Source organism: Synechococcus sp. H70.1 (assembly GCF_047502705.1).
Taxonomy (GTDB): Bacteria; Cyanobacteriota; Cyanobacteriia; order Thermostichales; family Thermostichaceae; genus Thermostichus.
Window position 1 is genome coordinate 57,974 of sequence record NZ_JANSIV010000097.1, and the last position, 19,807, is coordinate 77,780.

Annotated in this window: 23 protein-coding genes; 14 read left to right on the forward strand and 9 right to left on the reverse strand. The window is 62.3% G+C overall.

Annotated features, from left to right (window positions below; translation table 11 throughout):
- Window positions 1–10 precede the first annotated feature (10 nt).
- The 3 genes from NW827_RS07380 (at window position 11) to NW827_RS07390 (ending at window position 2,122) form a co-directional block, all read left to right on the forward strand.
- On the forward strand, window positions 11–208 hold the full coding sequence (locus NW827_RS07380) for a cytochrome b6f subunit family protein (RefSeq protein WP_414362420.1): 198 nt from the start codon (window positions 11–13) through the stop codon (window positions 206–208).
- 116 nt (window positions 209–324) lie between these two features.
- Window positions 325–654: an HU family DNA-binding protein gene (locus NW827_RS07385; RefSeq protein WP_414362421.1), complete on the forward strand. Its 330-nt coding sequence runs from the start codon at window positions 325–327 to the stop codon at window positions 652–654.
- Between the two features lies 1 nt (window position 655).
- Entirely contained in the window at window positions 656–2,122 is a 1,467-nt protein-coding gene (locus NW827_RS07390) for a DASH family cryptochrome (protein WP_414404292.1), read from the forward strand.
- On the opposite strand, the gene NW827_RS07395 is transcribed toward NW827_RS07390, so the two are convergent.
- The 5 genes from NW827_RS07395 to thrC form a co-directional block, all read right to left on the reverse strand.
- Window positions 2,119–4,026, reverse strand: coding sequence for a hypothetical protein (locus NW827_RS07395; protein ID WP_414503502.1), 1,908 nt, complete (start codon window positions 4,024–4,026; stop codon window positions 2,119–2,121). The genes NW827_RS07390 and NW827_RS07395 overlap by 4 nt on opposite strands.
- A gap of 232 nt (window positions 4,027–4,258) precedes the next feature.
- Window positions 4,259–5,476 (reverse strand): peptidase C39 family protein, encoded by a 1,218-nt coding sequence (locus tag NW827_RS07400; RefSeq protein ID WP_414503503.1) that lies wholly within the window; start codon window positions 5,474–5,476, stop codon window positions 4,259–4,261.
- Window positions 5,477–5,546: 70 nt separating this feature from the next.
- On the reverse strand, window positions 5,547–6,134 hold the full coding sequence (locus tag NW827_RS07405; RefSeq protein WP_414362425.1) for a DNA-3-methyladenine glycosylase: 588 nt from the start codon (window positions 6,132–6,134) through the stop codon (window positions 5,547–5,549).
- A gap of 17 nt (window positions 6,135–6,151) precedes the next feature.
- Window positions 6,152–6,427 (reverse strand): ubiquitin-like small modifier protein 1, encoded by a 276-nt coding sequence (locus tag NW827_RS07410; protein ID WP_414362426.1) that lies wholly within the window; start codon window positions 6,425–6,427, stop codon window positions 6,152–6,154.
- A gap of 296 nt (window positions 6,428–6,723) precedes the next feature.
- Window positions 6,724–8,043, reverse strand: coding sequence for a threonine synthase (thrC, locus tag NW827_RS07415; protein WP_414404179.1), 1,320 nt, complete (start codon window positions 8,041–8,043; stop codon window positions 6,724–6,726).
- A 232-nt stretch (window positions 8,044–8,275) separates the two neighbouring features.
- Between thrC and mnmG the strand changes: the two genes are divergently transcribed.
- Complete coding sequence (mnmG, locus tag NW827_RS07420; protein WP_414404178.1) at window positions 8,276–10,210, forward strand: tRNA uridine-5-carboxymethylaminomethyl(34) synthesis enzyme MnmG; 1,935 nt, start codon at window positions 8,276–8,278, stop codon at window positions 10,208–10,210.
- On the opposite strand, the gene tsaD is transcribed toward mnmG, so the two are convergent.
- Window positions 10,171–11,268 (reverse strand): tRNA (adenosine(37)-N6)-threonylcarbamoyltransferase complex transferase subunit TsaD, encoded by a 1,098-nt coding sequence (gene tsaD / locus NW827_RS07425; RefSeq protein WP_414503504.1) that lies wholly within the window; start codon window positions 11,266–11,268, stop codon window positions 10,171–10,173. The genes mnmG and tsaD overlap by 40 nt on opposite strands.
- A 191-nt stretch (window positions 11,269–11,459) precedes the next feature.
- On the opposite strand from tsaD, the gene NW827_RS07430 reads away from it, so the two are divergent.
- The 9 genes from NW827_RS07430 (at window position 11,460) to thiD (ending at window position 15,848) form a co-directional block, all read left to right on the forward strand.
- A complete protein-coding gene (locus NW827_RS07430; protein WP_414404176.1) occupies window positions 11,460–12,005 on the forward strand; it encodes a Photosystem I reaction center subunit III in 546 nt (181 codons plus the stop codon).
- Between the two features lie 55 nt (window positions 12,006–12,060).
- Window positions 12,061–12,180 (forward strand): Photosystem I reaction center subunit IX, encoded by a 120-nt coding sequence (locus tag NW827_RS07435; protein ID WP_414362431.1) that lies wholly within the window; start codon window positions 12,061–12,063, stop codon window positions 12,178–12,180.
- 85 nt (window positions 12,181–12,265) lie between these two features.
- A complete protein-coding gene (locus NW827_RS07440) occupies window positions 12,266–12,724 on the forward strand; it encodes a photosystem I reaction center subunit XI (RefSeq protein ID WP_414362432.1) in 459 nt (152 codons plus the stop codon).
- Between the two features lie 26 nt (window positions 12,725–12,750).
- A complete protein-coding gene (locus NW827_RS07445; protein ID WP_414362433.1) occupies window positions 12,751–13,173 on the forward strand; it encodes a ribonuclease III domain-containing protein in 423 nt (140 codons plus the stop codon).
- Window positions 13,174–13,214: 41 nt separating this feature from the next.
- Entirely contained in the window at window positions 13,215–14,108 is an 894-nt protein-coding gene (gene rlmB / locus NW827_RS07450) for a 23S rRNA (guanosine(2251)-2'-O)-methyltransferase RlmB (RefSeq protein WP_414404175.1), read from the forward strand.
- Window positions 14,109–14,165: 57 nt separating this feature from the next.
- The gene (locus NW827_RS07455) at window positions 14,166–14,414 is read left to right on the forward strand and encodes a DUF1816 domain-containing protein (RefSeq protein ID WP_414404174.1); all 249 of its coding nucleotides are present in this window, start codon (window positions 14,166–14,168) and stop codon (window positions 14,412–14,414) included.
- Window positions 14,415–14,422: 8 nt separating this feature from the next.
- The gene (locus tag NW827_RS07460) at window positions 14,423–14,731 is read left to right on the forward strand and encodes a 2Fe-2S iron-sulfur cluster-binding protein (protein WP_414362436.1); all 309 of its coding nucleotides are present in this window, start codon (window positions 14,423–14,425) and stop codon (window positions 14,729–14,731) included.
- Between the two features lie 30 nt (window positions 14,732–14,761).
- On the forward strand, window positions 14,762–14,962 hold the full coding sequence (locus tag NW827_RS07465; RefSeq protein WP_414404173.1) for a hypothetical protein: 201 nt from the start codon (window positions 14,762–14,764) through the stop codon (window positions 14,960–14,962).
- Between the two features lie 37 nt (window positions 14,963–14,999).
- Window positions 15,000–15,848, forward strand: a complete 849-nt coding sequence (gene thiD / locus NW827_RS07470) for a bifunctional hydroxymethylpyrimidine kinase/phosphomethylpyrimidine kinase (protein ID WP_414362438.1) — start codon at window positions 15,000–15,002, stop codon at window positions 15,846–15,848.
- A 56-nt stretch (window positions 15,849–15,904) separates the two neighbouring features.
- Here the strand turns inward: thiD and leuC are convergent, their stop codons facing one another.
- Together leuC and ispE are read right to left on the reverse strand one after the other, a co-directional pair.
- On the reverse strand, window positions 15,905–17,308 hold the full coding sequence (gene leuC / locus NW827_RS07475; protein WP_414503505.1) for a 3-isopropylmalate dehydratase large subunit: 1,404 nt from the start codon (window positions 17,306–17,308) through the stop codon (window positions 15,905–15,907).
- A gap of 111 nt (window positions 17,309–17,419) precedes the next feature.
- A complete protein-coding gene (gene ispE / locus NW827_RS07480; protein WP_414404171.1) occupies window positions 17,420–18,376 on the reverse strand; it encodes a 4-(cytidine 5'-diphospho)-2-C-methyl-D-erythritol kinase in 957 nt (318 codons plus the stop codon).
- Window positions 18,377–18,549: 173 nt separating this feature from the next.
- On the opposite strand from ispE, the gene NW827_RS07485 reads away from it, so the two are divergent.
- On the forward strand, window positions 18,550–19,473 hold the full coding sequence (locus NW827_RS07485; protein WP_414362441.1) for an NAD(+) kinase: 924 nt from the start codon (window positions 18,550–18,552) through the stop codon (window positions 19,471–19,473).
- Between the two features lie 194 nt (window positions 19,474–19,667).
- Here NW827_RS07485 and NW827_RS07490 read toward each other — a convergent pair.
- A partial coding sequence (locus NW827_RS07490) for a pentapeptide repeat-containing protein (protein ID WP_414503507.1) occupies window positions 19,668–19,807 on the reverse strand: 140 nt, incomplete at its 5' end.

Consider the following 19,807-nt stretch of genomic DNA (forward strand, 5'->3'; position numbering starts at 1 on the left):
GAAGGTTAGGGTGCGCTCTATCCAGGATCGCGGACAAGAAGAGGTGAGCGCGCTGGTGGGCAAGGAGGCCGTGGTCCTGGCGCGGCGGGTAGTTGATGGCAGCGGCATCGGCTATATTCTGGAGTTTCCCGATCGCTCGCGGCACTGGTTTTTCGAGAGCGAGCTGGAAGCGGTCGATTCCGACCACGCTAACGAGGAGCCGAGGTGAGCAGTCTGGATAGAAACAGGGGCAGTTGCAGTCTTGGATCCCTTCTGCATCTGGGGCTATTTCCGCTCCTACTTAAGGCCGCTGTTGTCCCGTTGCCGTTGTCTGGAGAGGTGGTCGTGGCTTCTCCTCCCCATTTGAATCGTCGTTTGCTGGCCCGCCAGATGGCCGCCCAGGTGGATGGCCTGACAGTCAAAATGGCTGCCGCTGCCCTGGAGGCGATGCTAGACAGCATTAGCCAGTGTCTAGCGGAAGGAGGATCTGTGCGGCTAGCGCGCTTTGGCACCTTCTTGCTGCGGCACCGTCCGGCCCGGCGAACCTATCATCCCCGCACCAAAGCTCCCATCCACATCCCGGCTGCCCAAGTGCCCCACTTTGTCCCCAGCCCAGAGCTGGGACGACCCAGGAGGGAACGCCAAGGAGACCCAGAAGCGCCGGCATCCGTCTAAAATGACCGTTTTGCTCTGGTTTCGCACCGATTTGCGCCTGCTGGATCACCAGCCGCTCACACGGGCATGCCAACAGGGCTCCTTCCTCATTCCCCTCTACTGCCTGGATCCCCGCCACTTTGGCCGGACGGCCTTTGGCTTTCCTAAGACCGGTCCTTTCCGCGCCCAGTTCCTGCTGGAAAGCCTGGCGGATCTGCGGCAGCAGCTCCGAGCCCGCGGCTCCGACCTCGTCATCCGCCAGGGCCAGCCGGAGCAGGTGATCCCAGCCCTAGTGCGGGAGTGGGGGGTGAAGGCCGTCTATGCCCATGCAGAGGTGGGCACGGAGGAGGAGGCGGTAGCCACTGCCCTGCAGCAAGCGCTTCAGAACTTGGGGATCCCCCTGCAGCTGGACTGGGGCCACACCCTCTACCACCCTGAAGATCTCCCCTTTGCTCTGGCAGAGCTGCCGGAGGTGTTCACCCGCTTCCGCCAGCAGGTGGAAGCCAAGGCCACCGTCCGCGATCCCTTGCCCATTCCTTCTCTCCCGCCGTTGCCACCGGGGCTGGATCCCGGCCCTCTGCCCACCTTGGCCGAGCTGGGGCTGAGCCTGCCTCCGCCGGATCCCCGCGCCCGCTTTGTCTATACCGGCGGCAGCACCGCCGCCCAGGCGCGCCTGCAGACCTATATCTGGGAGCTGGACCGGTTGCGCGTCTACAAAGAAACCCGCAACGGCATGCTGGATCCCAACGACAGCTCGCGCCTTTCTGCCTGGTTGGCGCTAGGCTGCCTCTCCCCCCGCACCGTGTATGCCGAAGTCAAGCGCTACGAGCAGGAGCGGGTGCGCAACGAATCCACCTACTGGTTGGTGTTCGAGCTGCTGTGGCGGGATTACTTTCGCTTCATCTTGGCCAAGCACGGGGCCAAGCTGTTTCGCCCCTCCGGGATCCAGGGGATCCCCATCCCCTGGCAGCAGGACTGGGACCGCTTTCAGGCCTGGTGTCGCGGTGAGACCGGCTACCCCCTGGTGGATGCCAACATGCGGGAGTTGGCGGCCACCGGCTTTATGTCCAACCGCGGGCGGCAGAATGTGGCCAGCTTTCTAACCAAAAACCTGGGGATTGACTGGCGCCTGGGGGCGGAATGGTTTGAGTCGCTGCTCATCGACTACGACGTGGCCAGCAACTATGGCAACTGGAACTACACCGCCGGTGTGGGCAACGACGCCCGCGGCTTTCGCTACTTCCACATTCCCAAGCAGTCCCGCGACTACGATCCCCAAGGCCACTACTTACGCCACTGGCTGCCGGAACTGGCCGGGATCCCGGGGGACAAGATCCACGAGCCCTATCGCCTCAGCGCCGCTGAGCAAAAGCAGTTTGGCGTGCGGCTAGGGGTAGACTATCCCCGCCCTCTGGTGGATCTGGAAAAGTCCCTGCAGGCCAATCGGCGGGCTTACGAAGCGGCCTTGGCCCGCCACCGGCGCCGCTAGGGGGATCCCCTGGAAACGGGAGTAGCGGGCGGGGGGAGGAGGCGGCTAAGACGGCGCAAGCCGGGTAAACCGCTATCTGCCACTACCACGCTGCCATCCGGCAAAATGAGCAGATGGCCGGGCTGCTGGAAGCGGGCCGAGGAGGCGGGGCCATCCTGCCAGCCTGGCTCCTCCCCTCCGGCCAAGGTGGAGACTTGTCCATTGGGCTGCAGCCGCCGAATGCGCTGGTTATCTCGGTCGGCCAGCCAGAGGCTCCCCGACCCATCGAAGGCCAGCCCTGCAAGGGTTTGAAAACGGGCTTCCGCCAAGGGGCCATCGCGGTAGCCCGCTTCTGGGCTGGAGAGGGTGGTCAGTTCTCCGTCGGCAGAGAGCCGGCGCAGGCGATGCCGGTCAGCGATCCAGAGATTCCCTTCCCTGTCCACCGCTAGGGCCGTGGGCTGCAGGAGCTGGGCCTGCTCTGCCGGGCCATCGGCAGATCCCGGCTGCCCGGTGCCAGCCACTGTGGTCACCTCGCCGGCGGGGGTGATGCGGCGGATGCGGCGGTCGGCACGGTCGGCCACATAAAGGCTGCCATCTAGACCCAAGGCCAGGCCAAAGGGCTCGCGAAACTGGGCCTGGTCGCGCTTCCCATCGCGGTAGCCGGCTACACAAGTGCCAGCAAAGGTGGTTACCTGCCGCTGAGGGCTGATGTGGCGTAGGCAGTGGTTGCCGCTGTCGGCCACCCACACTCCCCCTTTGGGATCCCAGAGCAGCCCCTGGGGAGAATCGAACTGGGCCCGATCGGCTGCTCCATCCCGATAGCCGGCCTTGCCACTGCCGGCCCAAACCTCCAGTTCCCCTTCGGGAGAAAGGCGAAAAATCCGGTGCTGGGCCGGGTCAGCCAAGTAAAAGAACCCTTCTGGATCAACAGCAATGCCGCCAACCTGTTTGAGAGGGATCTCGGACTCGCCGCCGCCATCAGAGACGCTGTTCCTAGGAAGGACTGCCGAGGCGGTGCGGCCATTCAGCAAGGTCTCCACCCGCCAGGCTGAGGCTGCCGCCGCCGTAGGGGTGGGTGAGGGGGTAGGGGCCGGCCACTCGTAAACCAAGGTTCCCAACCCTTGCCCCGCCGCATCGGCAACGGCCACCCAAACGGTTCCGGAAAGGGAGGCCGGCGGCATCACCGTCAGGCGGTCGCTGCTGCGGGAGTGGATCTCCCCTTTCAAGCTGCGCTCGGGATTGGCGGCTGAAGCAAACAAAACCGTTTCCACCCGCTCCAGGTTTTCTCCTAACAGCAGCAGGGGCTGGCCGGGCGCCGGCACCCCCGACCCCGTATGCAGCAGCGGCACCTCTACCTCGGCGAGGACCAGCATGGCCAGGCGGCGATTGGTCCCGCCAGAAGCTCCAGAGCGGTCAGAAAGGGTCAGGGATCCCTTCCCTTGGGCCAGGGTGGTGGATCCCCGGTAGGCGACGGCACTGAGCTCCGCTTCGCCGGCGGGCGGGTTGGTAAAGGTGAAGGTGGCCGGCTGCCCTGGGCGCAGGGGCGCGGTGGCGGTTTGGCGATAGCTGCCCAGGGTAATGCTCAAGTCGATCCCTTCCACCCCTGGCCAGCTGGCGGTGCGGGCCAGCCAGCGCTCCACCTCGGAGACCGGCAGCTGGGCCACCAGATCGGATCCCTGTTCCTGGAGCAGCAAAACGATGCGGTTGCTGGGCACCGCCAAACCCGCTTGGCGGGCCTGTTCGAGTGTGAGGGCAAAGGCGGAGGGGGCGAGGGGAGTTGGAGTGGAGACCGGCTGCAGGGCAGAAGGGGGAACGGCGCTGGGAGACAAATTAGAGGAAACAAGCTTGCCGCAGGCCGAGAGGGCCAGCACCAAGACACTGAGCGCTGGCAAGGATACTGGTGGAGGGGAAACCCGTCGTGGCATGATGCAGCTCACCCTCTCCCCCAGGCGGGGAAACGGCAGGAACCCAAACCCTCACGTTTCCTGCAGCCAGCCGTGCCCCAGCGGCTGGTCGACAAAGGGAAGTCCCTTGGCCACCCTCTCCGGCCTTGAACCCTAACCCTCTTCATCTCCAACCGGACTCACCTATGGGTGAGTCCCCCTCCTCACTCTACCTATTCGCACAGCCAGAGGTCAATCCAACTCGGCCCTGTGGCTAACCTTCTGGAATTGGCCACCCTCGTGGATAAATCAAATAGACAGTACCGCCGGAGTGTGCCAACCACAAAGACTCTAGCTGGTCGCGGCGGTAGGTGCGGCGAACCTCTTCGTGGGTCGGGGCCGCCGGGTCGTGGAGGATGGGATCCCCTTGGTTATCGAACCCCACCAGGACTGCCAGATGGCCGTTGCTGCGGGGGAGCGGCGCCCCCTCCAGCTCGCCCTCACCCCAGGCATAGCTGAGGATTACTGGCACCCCTGCTGCAATCCAGGCTTCTGCCTGGGCCAGGCTCTGCAGCCGCGCCACCAGGCCGGCCAAACCTCGCTCGGCGGCATAAGCCACATTGAAGGCCCAGTTGCCGTGGCCCTGGTAAACCCGGTCGTACACCCCGGCCACCGCGGCGCGCACCAACGGCTCACAGGGGCGGGGATCCCGCTGCCAGTAGGCCATCACCATGGCCAAAGCGGTGGGGCTGCACCAAGCTGCTCCCCCGTCAGCGTAGACCATCTGGGAACACAAGGGCAGATCCAAGACCTGGCCCCAGCGGCTGGGATCCCCAGGGGGGAGGTGGCTGGGCTGGGCTGGCTGGTTGGAAAAGGCAACCGCCACCTGATCCACAAGGGGGGAACGGCCTGGCTCTTGCGTGAACAGGCGCACCCTGACCTGAAAAGCTTCGGCCCCCCTTTGGGTATCCTGGAGCACCAACAAATCCGTGTTGAGGTTGCCGTCCTCATCTGCCTGCCCGCCCACGGAGTGGCTGGCCAGGGTGGCCGGATCGGCGGCCCACACCCCAGCGTGATACCACTTCGTCCAGCGCCCCGCAAGCTTGGCCCGGATCCCCACTTCCAGCCAGGTGCCGGGGGGCGTGGTGGCATTCCAGGAGACGATCGCTTCCACCAGAGGAAAGCTGGCGGGAACCTCCGCGCTGACGGCTTCTCCCACCCAATAGCGGCCGGGGGGATAAAAAGGCCGGCCCTGAAACGCCGACTCAGGCCCTTCACGGCTGACTTCTTGGCGCCAGCCCTCTGGATCCAAAACCAATTGCCCTTGGGCATTCAGCCGGATCCCGCGGGCTGACCAGTCCTGAAAACCTTGGGGGGCCTGCCAGCGCTGCAAGCCGGTGCGGTAGGTGGAGGGGATCTGGGCCTGCATTGCCAGGAGTCCTGGGGAAGTGGGAACCGGCTGGGCCAACACCGGCAGAAGCAGTACAGTCACGCTAGCCAGCCCGAGCAGACCCTGCCAACCGCCCCAGCCTTTTGCAACCCCCATGCTCTGCTTGCCCCCACTAGTAGCGCGACACTGCCGGGTGCCCCTTAATGTACCAGCGCCAGGGGAGCTCCACGCCGCGGGTAATACCGATGCGGGTGGTCTGGACAATGGTCCATTGGGCTGGCCCAGAGGGGGATCCCTCTAGCCAAATGCCTTCCTGACCGGCTTCCACCCGCTCCAGCCGCCAGCCGTTGTGGGATCCGTCGATGCGCAGCGCCTGGCAGAGCAGGCCCGGCCCTGCCGCCACCCGCGCCGGTTTCCGTCGTTTATTGGCCGGGATCCACTCCGGCAGGCAATCCAACTGGGCTGCCCGGATCAGTACTGCTGACGCGATCCCTTCGGCCCCAGTGACGATATTTAGACAGTGGTAGAGGCCGTAGATGCGATAGACGTAGAGATGCCCTGGCGGCCCAAACATCACCTGGTTGCGCCGGGTTTTGCGGCGATAGGCGTGGCAGGCCGGATCCCCAGCTGTATAGGCTTCTGTTTCCACGATCTGGGCCCGCACCTGCAGCCCATCGGCAAATTGCCGCACCAGCACCATGCCCAGCAAAGCCGGTGCCACCAGCGGCGCCGGCTGGCTTAACCAGTCCCTGGGATCCACAGCAGGCTCGGCAGCCGTCAGCCGCCGGCAACAGCAGGGACGATGCTCACCTCATCCCCATCCTGAAGAGGCGTGTCGGATCCCTGAAGGAAGCGAATATCTTCGCTATTGACATAGAGATTAACAAAGCGGCGCAATTCCCCCTTTTCATCGCACAGCCGCGCCTTGATGCCTGGATAGCTTTGCTCCAAGGCCTCCAGCAGCTCCCGAATGGTGGATCCCTCGCAACTGACCACCTCCTGATCCCGGGTGAGCGCCCGCAGCGTGGTGGGAATTAACACCTTGACCGCCATAAGTCCAATGCTTTGTCCATTGACCAACATTAGAAGACTAGGGTAGCAGCACCCCATCGCTGCCGTGAATCACGCCGTAAGTTCACGCTGGCCCCTTCGACCCGGATGCTGCCATTGGATGGATCCAGCGGCAGCCCTGCCAAGGGGGTAGGGAGGATCCCGCTTGGCCGGCTGCAACCACGTCTCCCCAGTGCCCGGCAGCAATTGCCCAAAGGCCAGATTGGAAGGGGCAAAGGCGAAGAGGCATGGTGCAGAGCTCTTGAGCAGTTGGGTTTGGGAGGGGGATCCCCCTCGCTTTAAACCGAAGCCTCCTGCCAGTCCAGCCGCTCCAACGTACGGGCCCGCTCCAGCGCCTGTTCAAAGCTCTCCAGCTTGGGCGAGATCACCAGCGGATGGCCCACCTGCGCCTGCACCGCCTCCTGGGTCTTCAAGCCATTGCCGGTAATGTAGGCAACCGTAACCGCCTCGGGATCGAGGTGGCCAGCTTCGGCCAGGTGTTTGAGCACGGCGATGGTGGTACCGCCGGCCGTCTCAGTGAAGATACCTTCGGTCTCGGCCAGGAGCTTGATGCCAGCGATAATCTCAGGATCCGTAGCCGTCGCGATCTGGCCGCCGGTCTTGCGGGCAATCTCCAAGGCGTAGATGCCGTCGGCAGGGTTGCCGATGGCAATCGACTTAGCAATGGTGTTGGGCTTAACGGGAGTAACAAAATCCCGTCCTTCGCGAAAGGCCTGGGCAATGGGTGCACAGCCCTGGGCCTGGGCGCCATGGAAGGTAACCGGCTTCTCCGCCACCAGCCCCACCTTCACAAACTCCTGAAAACCTTTGTAAATCTTGGTGTACAGGGATCCGGACGCCAGCGGGATCACCACCTGATCCGGCAGTTGCCACCCCAGTTGCTCCACCACCTCGTAGGCCAGGGTTTTCGAGCCTTCTGCGTAGTAGGGGCGCAGGTTGATGTTGACAAAGCCCCAGCCGTAGCGATCGGCCACCTCGGCGCAGAGGCGATTGACCTGGTCGTAGTTGCCCTCCACCGCCATGACGATGGGGTTGTAGATGAGGGATCCCAGCACTTTGCCCGCTTCTAAGTCCGCTGGGATGAAGATGACACAATCTAAGCCAGCGTGGGCGGCAATGGCGGCGGTGGAGTTGGCCAGATTGCCCGTGCTGGCGCAGGAAACGGTGGTAAAGCCCAGCTCCCTGGCGCGGGTTAGGGCCACCGACACCACCCGATCCTTAAAGCTGAGGGTGGGCATGTTGACCGCATCGTTTTTGAGGTAGAGGTTTTTCAACCCCAACCGCCGGCCCAGCCGCTCCGCCTTCACCAGCGGGGTCATGCCGGTGCCCACATCGATGGGCCGCTCCGAAACCACCGGTAGAAAAGGCAGATAGCGCCAGATGGACAGCGGCCCGGCCTGGATGCTCTGCCGGCTGACGGCACCCTTGAGCCAGTCATAGTCGTAGACCACTTCGAGGGGGCCAAAACACAGGTCGCACACGTGCTTGGCAACCGGCTCGTACTCGGCCCCGCATTCGCGGCAGCGCAAGCGGCTGAAGCCCACCTGGGGGTTGCGCAGGGCAGGGCTGAGCGGGCGTTGAGAAAGGGTTTGCGTCATAGGAAGCCTCAGGCAGGAGAAAGGGCTGGATCTGGTTGACCCATCGTCGAGGCCAATCTTATCACCCCCGATCTACCCCGTCAACTAAATCCGACTAAAATAGTCTGGATTAGATCTGGCCGAAGGCAGGCGATGGGCGAGGGACTGAAAAGCCCCGCCGTCTCAAGCGCTGCCCCTCTCGCTAAACTGGAAAAAAATTGGGATCCCGCTATTTAGCGGCAAAGGCCACCGTATGCTCAAAGTTGGACGGGACAACGTGGACTTTCTCGACCACTACGACGTAATCGTCGTGGGTGGGGGGCATGCTGGCTGTGAAGCGGCCCTGGCAGCAGCACGCTTGGGCTGCAATACCTTGATGCTGACGTTGAACCTGGACAAGATTGCCTGGCAGCCCTGTAACCCCGCCGTCGGCGGCCCGGCCAAGTCGCAACTGGTGCACGAAATCGATGCCCTCGGCGGCGAGATGGGCAAGGTTACCGACCGCACCTATTTGCAGAAGCGGATCCTCAACCGCTCGCGGGGGCCAGCGGTGTGGGCCTTGCGGGCGCAGACCGACAAGCGGGAGTACGCGCGGGTGATGCGCTCAGTGGTGGAAAACCAACCCAACCTGACGCTCCGCGAGGGCACCGTCACCGACCTGGTGCTGGGGCGCAACGATGAGGTGGTGGGCGTGGTTACCCACTTTGGCAGTGTCTTCGGCTGTCGGGCGGTGATCCTGACCACAGGCACGTTTCTGGGAGGGCGCATCTGGATTGGCCGCCACTGGCAACCTGCCGGCAGGGCGGGGGAATTTGCCGTCGAGGGGCTGACCGACACCCTGCGCCAACTGGGCTTTGAGACAGGCCGGCTGAAAACTGGCACCCCTGCCCGTGTGGATCGCCGCAGCGTCGATTTTTCGGTGATGGAGCGGCAGCCAGGGGATCCCGACGTGCGCTGGTTTAGCTTTGACCCAGCGGTGTGGGTGCCGCGGGAGCAGATGGACTGCTACCTCACCTACACCACCCCAGAGACGCACCGCATCATTCGGGAGAACCTCCACGAAACTCCTGTCTACGGCGGTTGGGTGGAGGCCAAAGGGCCGCGTTACTGCCCCAGCATTGAAGACAAGATCGTGCGCTTTGCCGACAAAGAGAGGCACCCGGTCTTCATCGAGCCAGAGGGGCGAGATCTGCCGGAGCTCTACATCCAGGGGTTCTCGACGGGGATGCCAGAGAAAATCCAAATCCAGATGTTGCGCTCCTTGCCCGGCCTGGAGCGGTGCGTGATGCTGCGGCCTGCCTACGCGGTGGAATACGACTATCTACCGGCTACCCAGCTCTACCCCACCCTAATGACCAAAAAAGTGCAGGGGCTCTTCTGCGCCGGCCAAATTAACGGCACCACCGGCTACGAGGAGGCGGCAGCCCAGGGTCTGATCGCCGGGATCAATGCCGCCCGCCTGGTGCAGGGCAAGCCGCTGGTGACGCTGCCGCGCGAGTCCAGCTACATCGGCACCCTCATCGACGACCTCTGCACCAAAGAGCTGCGGGAGCCCTACCGCATGCTCACCAGCCGCTCCGAATACCGCCTCATCCTACGTGCTGACAACGCCGACCAGCGCCTTACTCCTCTGGGGCGAGAGTTGGGCCTCATCGACGACCGCCGCTGGGCTCTTTTCCAGGCCAAGCAAGCCCGCCTTGCCGCTGAGATCGAGCGCCTGGAAACCCAGCGGGTCAAAGCCCACGACCCCGCCGGGATCCACCTTAGCCAACTGACTGGCCAGGGGATCAAAGGATCCGCCACCTTAGCCGAGCTCCTGCGCCGCAACCAGATTCACTATGCCAACCTACTGGAGCTGGGGTTGGGCAATGAGGAGCTGGATCCCTTTGAGCAGGAGGCAGCAGAAATTGCCGTCAAATACAGCGGCTACATCCAGCGGCAGCAGAACCAAATTGAGCAGGTGAGCAAGCAGTACCACCGCCCCCTGCCCCCCGATCTGGACTACCACTCCATCCCCACCCTCTCCAAAGAGTCGCGGGAGAAACTGGCGGCCGTCCGCCCCCTGACGGTGGGCCAGGCCGCTCGCATTGGCGGCGTCAACCCCGCCGACATCAACGCCCTGCTGATCTACCTCGAGGTGCGGCAACGTCAGAGGGCCACGGCAGAACCCGTTAGCACCTCGCGGTAATCTCTGCCCCCCTTGCCGTAGAGGGCAGGGATCTCTTCTAGGGGCAGGCGCGAAGCCACGCCTAGATCCAGGGGCGAGACCTCCCCGCGCAGCCAGTGGCAGAGGCCAGCTGCCCCAATCATGGCGGCGTTGTCGGTACAGAGGGCAACAGGCGGGATGATCACCCGCAGGCCCTTGTGGCGGCCCGCTTCCAGCAGGCGAGCCCGCAGCTCCCGGTTGGCGGCCACCCCCCCTGTAACCAGCAGGGTCGAGAGGCCCAGCGCCTCGGCACAGGCCACCGCTTTTTCGGTCAGCACGCGGGTGAGGCAGGCCTGGAAGCTGGCGGCAATATCGGCCACGGGCAGTTCCCGGCCTTCTTGCTGCAACTGTTGGACTAGGCGCAGCACCGCTGTCTTCAAGCCGCTGAAGCTGGTGTCGTAGGGGTGATCTAGCTTGCCCGCAGGCAGGGGAAAGCGGTTGGGATCCCCTTGTTGCGCCCAACGGTCGATCGGGGGCCCGCCGGGGTAGCCCAGCCCCAGCAGCCGCGCCACCTTGTCAAAGGCTTCGCCGGCAGCGTCGTCGCGGGTGCGGCCTACCGTCTGGTACTCCCCGTAGTCCTTCATCCAGATCAAGCTGGTGTGGCCCCCTGAAACCAAAAGGCAGAGACAAGGGGGGCGCAAGTCGGGCTCGGTCAAAAAACCGCTGAAGAGGTGGCCCTCCAGATGGTGCACCCCAATCAAGGGTTTGTCGTAGAGCAGGGCCAAGGTCTTGGCCGCCATCAGCCCCACCAGCAGGGATCCCACTAGGCCCGGCGCACAGGTAACAGCAATGGCATCCAGATCGGCCACGCCCAGCCCGGCCTCCTGCAGCGCTGCCTCCAGCACAAAGGGCAGGGTTTCCACATGGCGGCGGGAGGCCACCTCCGGCACCACGCCTCCGTAAGCTGCATGGAGGTCAATCTGGCTAGCCACCACAGAGCTAAGCTGCCGGGGGGCAAAGGTTGGCCAGCTCGGCTCCCCCTCCACCACCGCCACAGCCGTTTCGTCGCAACTGGTTTCGATAGCGAGGACGCGGGCCATGGGAGAGCAAGGGAAGGAAAAGGGGTAGGAATGCTTGAGGATCCTTAAGAATTGTGTGAGCTAAAACCCGGGATCCGTCGAGGCGAAGCACTCGGGAGTATGATACTAACCGTTTAGTGCCCGTTTCTGCACTAAGCATTCCTGCCCATTGAGCATCATCCTAGACCCCTAGCTCAAGGACACATCCTGCCATGCGAACCCTTTTGAGTCTTCTTTTGGCCCTTTGCCTAGCGCTTGGTTTTACCCAGGCTGTGCAGGCAGAGCCCTTGATTGGTTTGAAGCCTTGCAGCGAAGTTCCCGCTTTCCAGGCCCTGCGAGAGCAGCGCCTGAGCAGCCTCGAAGAGAAAATCCGCAATGCCAGCCCCGAGTTGGCTCCTCTTTACCAGCAAAAGTTGGTCCAAACCGAAAAGCGTTTTGAACGCTACAGCAAGCTGCTCTGTGGCGAGGAAGGCTTGCCCCACCTGGTTACCGATGGCCGCTGGAGCCATGCCGGTGAGTTTCTCATCCCTGGCTTACTTTTCCTCTACATTGCCGGCTGGTTGGGCTGGGCAGGCCGCTCCTACCTGATTGCCGTTCGCGATAGCGATGAGCCGGAGATGAAAGAAAGTATCATCGACGTCCCCTTGGCACTGCGCTGTTTCCTGACGGCTTTGGCTTGGCCCGCAGCTGCCCTCAAGGAAATTGCCAGTGGTGACATTCGAGAGCCGGAGGAGGCTGTTCCCATCTCTCCTCGCTGAGGAAGGGATCTTGCCTGATTAGCTTAAGTCAACCCATTCCCTGTGAGAGGTCGATATGGCTGATTTCACCAAATTTCTCACCACCGCTCCGGTAGCCCTCATTTTGTTTTCTAGCTTCGTCCTTGCCCTTTTTATTGAGATCAATCGCTTCTTCCCCGACATTTTGACGTTCTAAATCAGAGGGTCAGGGATCCCCGCCAAGCCATGGGGATCCCTGCTTAATTTCCTTGGCTTCTCTTGGCCTGACACAAGATTGCCCCATGCTTGAGCCCACTGTCGAGGAATACATCACTGTCCCCGAAGGGGATCCGCAAATTGGCAACCTGCAGACCCCAATTAACCATGCGCCTGCTGTTCGTCTCTTCTTAAATTGGCTACCAATCAACCGCCCGGGAGCCAGCCCCATCTGGCGAGGTCTGGAAATTGGCATGGCCCACGGCTATTGGCTGGTGGGGCCCTTTGCCAAGCTTGGGCCTTTGCGCAACGAGCCCATTGGCCTGCTGAGCGGCTTCTTGGGAGCCTGTGGTCTCATTTTGATCCTGACGGCGGCCCTCTCGCTCTACGGCAGCGTCTCCTCGCCGCGCCATGGTGGGTCAGGGCAGGGATCCCAGTCTTGGAGCGAATTGGCTGCCGGCTTTTTAATAGGGGGGATGGGGGGAGCCATGGTTGCTTACCTGCTTTTGCTCAATGGGGATCTCCTGTTTCCCCCCCTTCGCTAAGTTTCCAGCATTTTTTGGGAGCAGCCGTGACTAATCCACTCCTTGATCCCACTTCTGAGAGATTGTCGTTGACCGAGATCCGTCGCCTGTCGCCAGCTGCTCTAGCCTACTTGGGGGATGCCATTTACGAACTGCACGTGCGGCGGCAACGGTTGTTTCCCCCAGATCGCCTGGAGCGCTACCATCAGCAAGTGGTGAAGCGAGTGCGTAGCTCGGCTCAGGCCAAGTTGCTGTTAGCGCTGCTACCTTATCTCAGCCCTGAAGAGCAGGCTATTGTCCGCTGGGGCCGCAATGGTTGTGGTCGCCCACCCCGGCATCTAAGCCTAGTTGACTATCAGAATGCCAGTGGCCTGGAAACTATCCTGGGCTACCTCTACCTCACCAATCCCGACCGCTTGCGCTCTATTCTTGCCCTCACCGATGTTTTGGCTGAGACGATAGACGACTAGGAAGGTTAGGATCAGCGTCTGCTCGGCACCGTTTTCCTCTCATGCCTAAGCCTTCTCAGCCCAAAGCTCCTCTACAACTTTCTCGCCCACGCAAGTTGCGGCAACCCACGGATCCCAAGGCCGAGGCGGAACAAGAGATCATCTACGGTCGCCAAACGGTATTGGCGGCCCTGCGGAGCGGCGCTACCCTCAACCGGGTTTGGGTGGTGCCAAAGCTGCGGTATAGCCCCCAGTTTTTGTCACTCTTGGAGGAGGCCAAAGCGCGCGGCACAGTTATTGATGAGGTCTCTCCCCAGCGGCTAAACCTCCTCACCGGCGGAGCTAACCATCAAGGGATCGCTGCCCAGACCACCCCCTATTGCTACGTGGATCTAGAAGAGCTGGTGGAACAGAGCCGCCAGGCTAGCCCCCAGCCGGTGCTGGTGGTGCTAGACGGGATCCAGGATCCCCACAACCTGGGGGCCATTGCCCGCAGCGTGGAGGCGTTTGGCATGCAGGGGATGGTGATCCCGCAGCGGCGGGCGGCAGGCGTCACCGCAACCGCGATGAAGGTGGCAGCGGGGGCCCTCTCTACCCTGCCGGTGGCGCGGGTGGTGAACTTAAACCGCGCCCTGGAATACCTCAAAGAGCAGGGGTTCTGGATCTATGGCACCACCAGCCAAGGGGCTGCCCCTGTCTATAGCGCCGACTTTCGCCGACCCGTTGCCTTGGTAATTGGATCCGAAGGGGAAGGCATCAGCCTACTCACCCAGCGCCACTGCGACCAACTGCTGTCGATTCCCTTGGCAGGCCGCACCCAGAGTTTAAATGCCTCGGTGGCAGCAGGCATCGCCCTTTATGAGATCCACCGGCAGCGCTCCCCCCACCAGCTCAAACGCGCCGAGACTGAAACAATTCTCAACAAATCCTCAACGAAGGCAGTAGAATCTAATTAATGATTGCGGCAGATCCCGAACAATCCTTGGCACTTGTGAATGGGGGGGATCGATCCTGTGGGCAACCCTTTGGTCTGGCTGTTGGATAGGCTGCGTGGCTTAGCGGTCTGGATTGAGATCACCACCGACGACTGCACCTACTACTACGGCCCCTTCGCCAGCGAGAAAGAAGCGGAAGCGCACAAAAGCCACTACATCGCTGACCTAAAGGCGGAGGGGGCTGAAAAGATCGAGGTTCAGATAAAGAAAATGCGCCAGCCGCAGACGCTGACGGTGGTTCACACCCCTTCACAGGTGGGTTCTTGAGGTTCGCTATGGTTTACCAGATCACTGTCCATCATCGGGGCCAGACCTACCAGTTTCCTGCCGCGGCGGATCAGACGGTTTTACAGGCAGCTCTCGAGTACGGCCTGGAGCTACCTTCCTCTTGTCAGGCGGGAGTCTGCACCACCTGTGCGGGGCGGCTAAAGTCGGGATCCGTAGCCCAGCCTGACGCAATGGGGATCGGGCCGGAACTCAAGGCTCAGGGCTTTGTTCTGCTGTGCGTAGCCTACCCTACCTCCGACTTGGAGGTGGAAACGGATCAAGAGGAGGAGGTTTACCGCTTGCAGTTTGGCTCCTAGCCCTGGTCTAGCATCAAGTATCTCCAAGCTGTGAAGCTCCATTTTCTGCGTCTAGCTTTGCCCCTAAGTTTGCCGCTTTCTGCTTCTCAAATAGAGGGATCCCTTCTCCAACAAGTGGCCCAAGAGCTGGGGCAGCCAGCCCGCCTCCTGCGCTGGAGTCTGACGGCGGTGGAGGGGGAGAGGGTTTGGGTGGAGGTGGTGGCTACCACGGACGAGGCGAGTTGGGTTTAGGCTATAGAAATGGCTAGTGGTACCCCCGGCAGTTGCCATGTCTGTCTCCAAACCTGAAGCGGCCCCAGCTCCAACTTTGGCCGAGCAGCGTCCCCCTGTGGCCCTCACCATCGCCGGCTCCGATAGCGGCGGCGGAGCAGGCATTCAAGCGGATCTGCGCACCTTTGCCTTCCAGCGCGTTCACGGCACTTCTGCCCTTACCTGCGTAACTGCCCAGAATACCCTGGGGGTTAAGCGAGTGGATCCCCTACCCCCGGAGGCGGTGGCTGCCCAGATTGAGGCGGTAGTGGAAGACATTGGGGTGCAAGGGATCAAAACCGGCATGTTGCTCAATGCCGAGATTGTGGGGGAGGTGGCCCGCCAGGTGGAACGCTGGGCGCTGCAGCCGCTGGTAGTGGATCCGGTGATGGTCTCCCGCACGGGGGCCAAGCTGCTGGCGGAGGATGCCATCCAGGCCATCCGCGAGCGGCTGATCCCTCTGGCTCAGGTCGTTACCCCCAACCGCTACGAGGCTCAGATTTTGGCAGGGATGGAGCTGCAGTTGCTGGCGGATATGGAGGAAGCGGCCCGCCGCATCCACGCCCTGGGCTGTAAGGCTGTACTCGTCAAGGGGGGAGGTATGCCAGGGGAACTGCAGGGGGTGGATGTGTGGTTTGACGGCGAGCGGCTGGAGGTCCTCAAAAGCGAGCGCATCCCCACCCGTCACACCCACGGCACCGGCTGCACCCTCTCGGCAGCCATTGCAGCACAACTGGCTTGGGGAAAGGATCCCCTGACGGCAACACTGGCGGCCAAGGCCTATGTTACCGACGCCCTGCGGCATCCTCTGGCCATCGGCGCAGGACAAGGGCCGGTAGGGCACTTCTACCCGCTGCTGCAGTCCTAGCCCTTCCCAGAAAGCAAGCTTGGTGGCACGGGCTCACCCTGCTAGGGGAGGGTTGGCTAGAGCAGTTCCCGCACGTCCACCACTTTGCCGCTTACTGCCGCTGCCGCCACCATGGCCGGGCTCATCAGCAGGGTGCGTCCCGTGGGGGATCCCTGGCGGCCCTTGAAGTTGCGGTTGGAAGAAGAGGCGCTGATTTGCCGGCCTACCAGGCGGTCTGGGTTCATGGCCAAGCACATGGAGCAGCCGGGATCCCGCCACTCAAACCCTGCCGCCTCAAAGATCTCGCGCAGGCCCTCGCGTTCCGCCTCCTGCTTGACCCGCTCCGAGCCAGGCACGACAAACGCCTTCACTCCAGGTGCTACCCGCCGTCCTTTGGCAATCTTGGCCGCCTCCCGCAAATCACTCAAGCGGCCATTGGTGCAGCTGCCAATGAAGCAGACATCCACTGGCGTGCCCACAATGGGATCCCCAGGCCGCAAACCCATGTAGGCATAGGCTTCCCTAGCCAGCTCCCGCTCGCTTTCTGGCAGCTCCTCGGGAGCAGGGATCCGCTCGTCTACCCCAATGTTTTGGCCGGGGGTAATCCCCCAAGTGACCGTGGGGGCAATCTCAGAGGCCTGAAACACCACTACATCGTCATAGACAGCGTCGGCGTCGCTGGCTAAGCTTTTCCACCAGGCCACTGCCTCCTCCCAGTCGGATCCCTGAGGAGCAAACTCCCGTCCCTTTAGGTACTCAAAGGTTACCGCATCGGGATTAACGTAGCCGCAGCGGGCTCCCCCTTCAATGGACATGTTGCAGAGGGTCATGCGCTCCTCCATGCTCATTGCCTCGATGGTGCTGCCGCCGTACTCGTAGGCGTAGCCCACCCCGCCTTTGACCCCCAGCTTGCGGATGATGTGCAGGATAACATCCTTGGCGTAAACTCCTGGCCCCAGGCTGCCCTGAACCTCGATACGGCGCACCTTGAGCTTAGACAGGGCCAAGGTTTGGGTGGCCAGCACGTCCCGCACCTGGCTGGTGCCAATACCAAAGGCAATTGCTCCAAAGGCGCCGTGGGTAGAAGTATGGCTATCGCCGCAGGCAATGGTCATCCCCGGCTGCGTCAGCCCTTGCTCCGGCGCAATCACATGCACGATCCCCTGCCGACCGGAGCCGCTGTTGTAAAAGCGGATGCCGTATTGGCGACAGTTGCGCTCCAGCTCCTGGATCATCTCCTCCGCCAAGGGATCCGCAAAGGGCCGCGTCCGGTTGTCCGTGGGAATGATGTGATCCACTGTAGCCACGGTGCGCTCCGGAAAGAGAACCGGCAGATGGCGCTCCCGCAGCATGGCAAAAGCCTGGGGACTGGTCACCTCGTGGATGAGGTGCAGGCCGATAAACAACTGCGTCTGCCCCGAGGGCAGAACCCGCACCGTATGGGCGTCCCAGACCTTGTCAAAAAGCGTTCTTTCGCTCATCTTCCTCTCTAGCCCGCGGCCAAGCCGATCTTTCTTAATTTCTCTTAATTCTAAGGTTTGCCAAGGCAGGGGCGGCCAGGGCCCTTTTCCCAGCCAAGCTAGCGGGCACCTCTAGGGGGGGTCAAGCGGCTGGGGATCCGGCTCGAGCAAGATGCCGGTGGGAGCAGATTGGGTTACCCAGAAATCCACCTCCGGAAAGTGGCGACGCAGGCTGTCGCGGGCTTGGGCGGCCAATTCCAGGCTGGGCATGATCCCAAACACCGTCGGCCCCGAGCCCGACATCAAGGCCCCCCATGCCCCTGCCTCAAGCAAGGCCTGGCGCAATTTTCCCACAATGGCGTACTCTGCCAAAACTGGCTGTTCCAGATCGTTGCGCAAACTGCGGGCCAAGGCCAGCAGATCCCGCTGCTCCAGAGCAGCCAGCACCTGGGGCAAGCTCGGCAAGGAGGACGCGACAGAAGGTAAGGAAGCGGCAGTGCGAGTGCGAAAGGCCTGATAGGCCCAGGCGGTGGAAACCCCTAGATACCGGGGCTTGGCCAAGAGCAGGGGGATCCCTTCCCAGTCGGCCAGGGGCTGTAAAACTTCTCCCCGCCCCGTGGCTAGCTGCGTCCCTCCCTGTACGCAGAAGGGAATATCGGATCCCAGGCGCGCCGCCAAGTTCTGGAGTTCTCCTACCGTTAGGCCCAAGCCCCAGAGCTGGTTGAGTCCCACCAAAACTGCCGCCGCATCCGCTGAGCCGCCCGCCAAGCCCGCTGCTACTGGGATCTGTTTTTCCAGCTGGATCTCCACTCCCAGATCGGCCTGACATTCCTTTTGCAGCAGCTCAGCCGCTTGGTAGGCTAGGTTACGGCCATCTGCCGGCACCTCCGGGTGGCTGCAGATTAGGTGGATGCCGTGGGCACGGCGCTGGAGACGCACGCGATCTGCCAAAGCAATGCTCTGCAGGATCATAGCCACCTCGGAATAGCCATCGGGGCGGGATCCGAGGATTTCCAGGTAAAGATTGATCTTGGCGCGGGCAATCAGGGTACAGGCTTGCATGGGGTGAGAACGGGGTTGGCAATGCATCTCCACTCCCCTCAGCCTGTCCAGACCAACGCAAACACAGACCTAATCTGGGGAGCCCTTTCAGCCCGATTCTAAGGCAAGGGATCTGGGTAGAACCCTGGGGCTAGCTACTTTTTGCTGCAGCTATTCCAGAACTGATAAAGTTTTGGCACCCTCTGCCTCACCACTGCCCCATGAGCAAGCCCAAAGTTGGGATCCTCTACAACGACGCCAAGCCCGCCGCCAAGCGCAGCAGCGAAACCTTGGCCCGCTGGTTTCAAGAACAGGGCTGGGAGGTCTGTGTTGCCCCCAACTGGGGCGGCATTCTCGGCTACGCCAAGCCCGATAGTCCCGTTTGCTTGACGAAGGTGGACAGCTTGGCCCCCGCCGGCTTTGACGAAAGCATGAAGTTTGCCGTGGTGCTGGGGGGAGATGGCACTGTTTTGGCAGCAGCCCGGCAACTGGCCCCCAAAGGGATCCCTTTGCTGGCCGTGAACACTGGCCACTTGGGCTTTCTGACGGAGACATACCTCAGCCACCTAGAAGAGGCGGCCAAGGCAGCCATTGCCGGCGAGTACATCCTAGATCGCCGCAGCATGCTGCTGGTGCAGGCCTACCGCGGCCATGAGTTGCGCTGGGAGGTGCTCAGCCTCAATGAAATGGTGCTGCACCGCGAGCCCTTGACCAGCATGTGCCACTTTGAAGTAACCATTGGGGAGCACTCACCTTTGGATGTAGCTGCCGACGGCATCATTTTAGCCACCCCCACTGGCTCGACGGCCTATGCCCTTTCGGCGGGAGGGCCTGTCATCACTCCCAGTCTGCCGGTGTTGCAGTTGATCCCTATCTGTCCCCACTCAATGGCCTCACGGGCTCTGGTCTTTCCCGATTCGGAAGAGGTGTGGATCAGCCCCGCCAGCCCCCAACCGCTGGTTTTGGTAGCCGACGGCAATGCCGGCTGCTACATCCTGCCAGAAGACCAAATCCGCGTTGTCCGCGCCCCCTACTGGACAGATTTGATTCGCCTCCGCCGACCGGAGTTCTTCCGCGTCATGCGCGAGAAGTTGGGCTGGGGCCTAACCTATGCTTCTAAGCCTACCTCGGTAGAGCTGCCCTAGCCGGAGAACTTAGGAGTCCTGCACAAGTTGTTGGTCTTGGGAGGCCGTTGGATGGAGGCGCTGCCGAAGACCCGCTTGCCAGTGCCCGCATCCCCTGAAAACTTACTGTTGACGCCGCCAAAGGCTTTGTCCAACTCAATCAATCCACAAAACCCAAGGGGCGACGCTGTGGGTAGTCTAGCAAAGGGATCCGCCTAGGGATGGATAGTTCCGTCGGGGAGGATGGCCCCGCTCAAGTCGACAAATCGATCCCAGCCGGGACTTAGTTTTGCGCCCTTTAGGTTTGCTCCTCTCAGATCCGTGCCGTCCAGGTTTGCTCCCCTTAGCTCGGCCC

What these genes read in the sequence shown, in the direction of transcription:
- NW827_RS07390 (WP_414404292.1), top strand. Translation starts at nt 656, where the DNA reads ATGACCGTTTTGCTCTGGTTTCGCACCGATTTGCGCCTGCTGGATCAC.
- NW827_RS07395 (WP_414503502.1), bottom strand. Translation starts at nt 4,026, where the DNA reads ATGCCACGACGGGTTTCCCCTCCACCAGTATCCTTGCCAGCGCTCAGT.
- NW827_RS07410 (WP_414362426.1), bottom strand. Translation starts at nt 6,427, where the DNA reads ATGGCGGTCAAGGTGTTAATTCCCACCACGCTGCGGGCGCTCACCCGG.
- thrC (WP_414404179.1), bottom strand. Translation starts at nt 8,043, where the DNA reads ATGACGCAAACCCTTTCTCAACGCCCGCTCAGCCCTGCCCTGCGCAAC.
- mnmG (WP_414404178.1), top strand. Translation starts at nt 8,276, where the DNA reads ATGCTCAAAGTTGGACGGGACAACGTGGACTTTCTCGACCACTACGAC.
- tsaD (WP_414503504.1), bottom strand. Translation starts at nt 11,268, where the DNA reads ATGGCCCGCGTCCTCGCTATCGAAACCAGTTGCGACGAAACGGCTGTG.
- NW827_RS07430 (WP_414404176.1), top strand. Translation starts at nt 11,460, where the DNA reads ATGCGAACCCTTTTGAGTCTTCTTTTGGCCCTTTGCCTAGCGCTTGGT.
- NW827_RS07435 (WP_414362431.1), top strand. Translation starts at nt 12,061, where the DNA reads ATGGCTGATTTCACCAAATTTCTCACCACCGCTCCGGTAGCCCTCATT.
- NW827_RS07440 (WP_414362432.1), top strand. Translation starts at nt 12,266, where the DNA reads ATGCTTGAGCCCACTGTCGAGGAATACATCACTGTCCCCGAAGGGGAT.
- rlmB (WP_414404175.1), top strand. Translation starts at nt 13,215, where the DNA reads ATGCCTAAGCCTTCTCAGCCCAAAGCTCCTCTACAACTTTCTCGCCCA.
- NW827_RS07460 (WP_414362436.1), top strand. Translation starts at nt 14,423, where the DNA reads ATGGTTTACCAGATCACTGTCCATCATCGGGGCCAGACCTACCAGTTT.
- thiD (WP_414362438.1), top strand. Translation starts at nt 15,000, where the DNA reads ATGTCTGTCTCCAAACCTGAAGCGGCCCCAGCTCCAACTTTGGCCGAG.
- leuC (WP_414503505.1), bottom strand. Translation starts at nt 17,308, where the DNA reads ATGAGCGAAAGAACGCTTTTTGACAAGGTCTGGGACGCCCATACGGTG.
- ispE (WP_414404171.1), bottom strand. Translation starts at nt 18,376, where the DNA reads ATGCATTGCCAACCCCGTTCTCACCCCATGCAAGCCTGTACCCTGATT.
- NW827_RS07485 (WP_414362441.1), top strand. Translation starts at nt 18,550, where the DNA reads ATGAGCAAGCCCAAAGTTGGGATCCTCTACAACGACGCCAAGCCCGCC.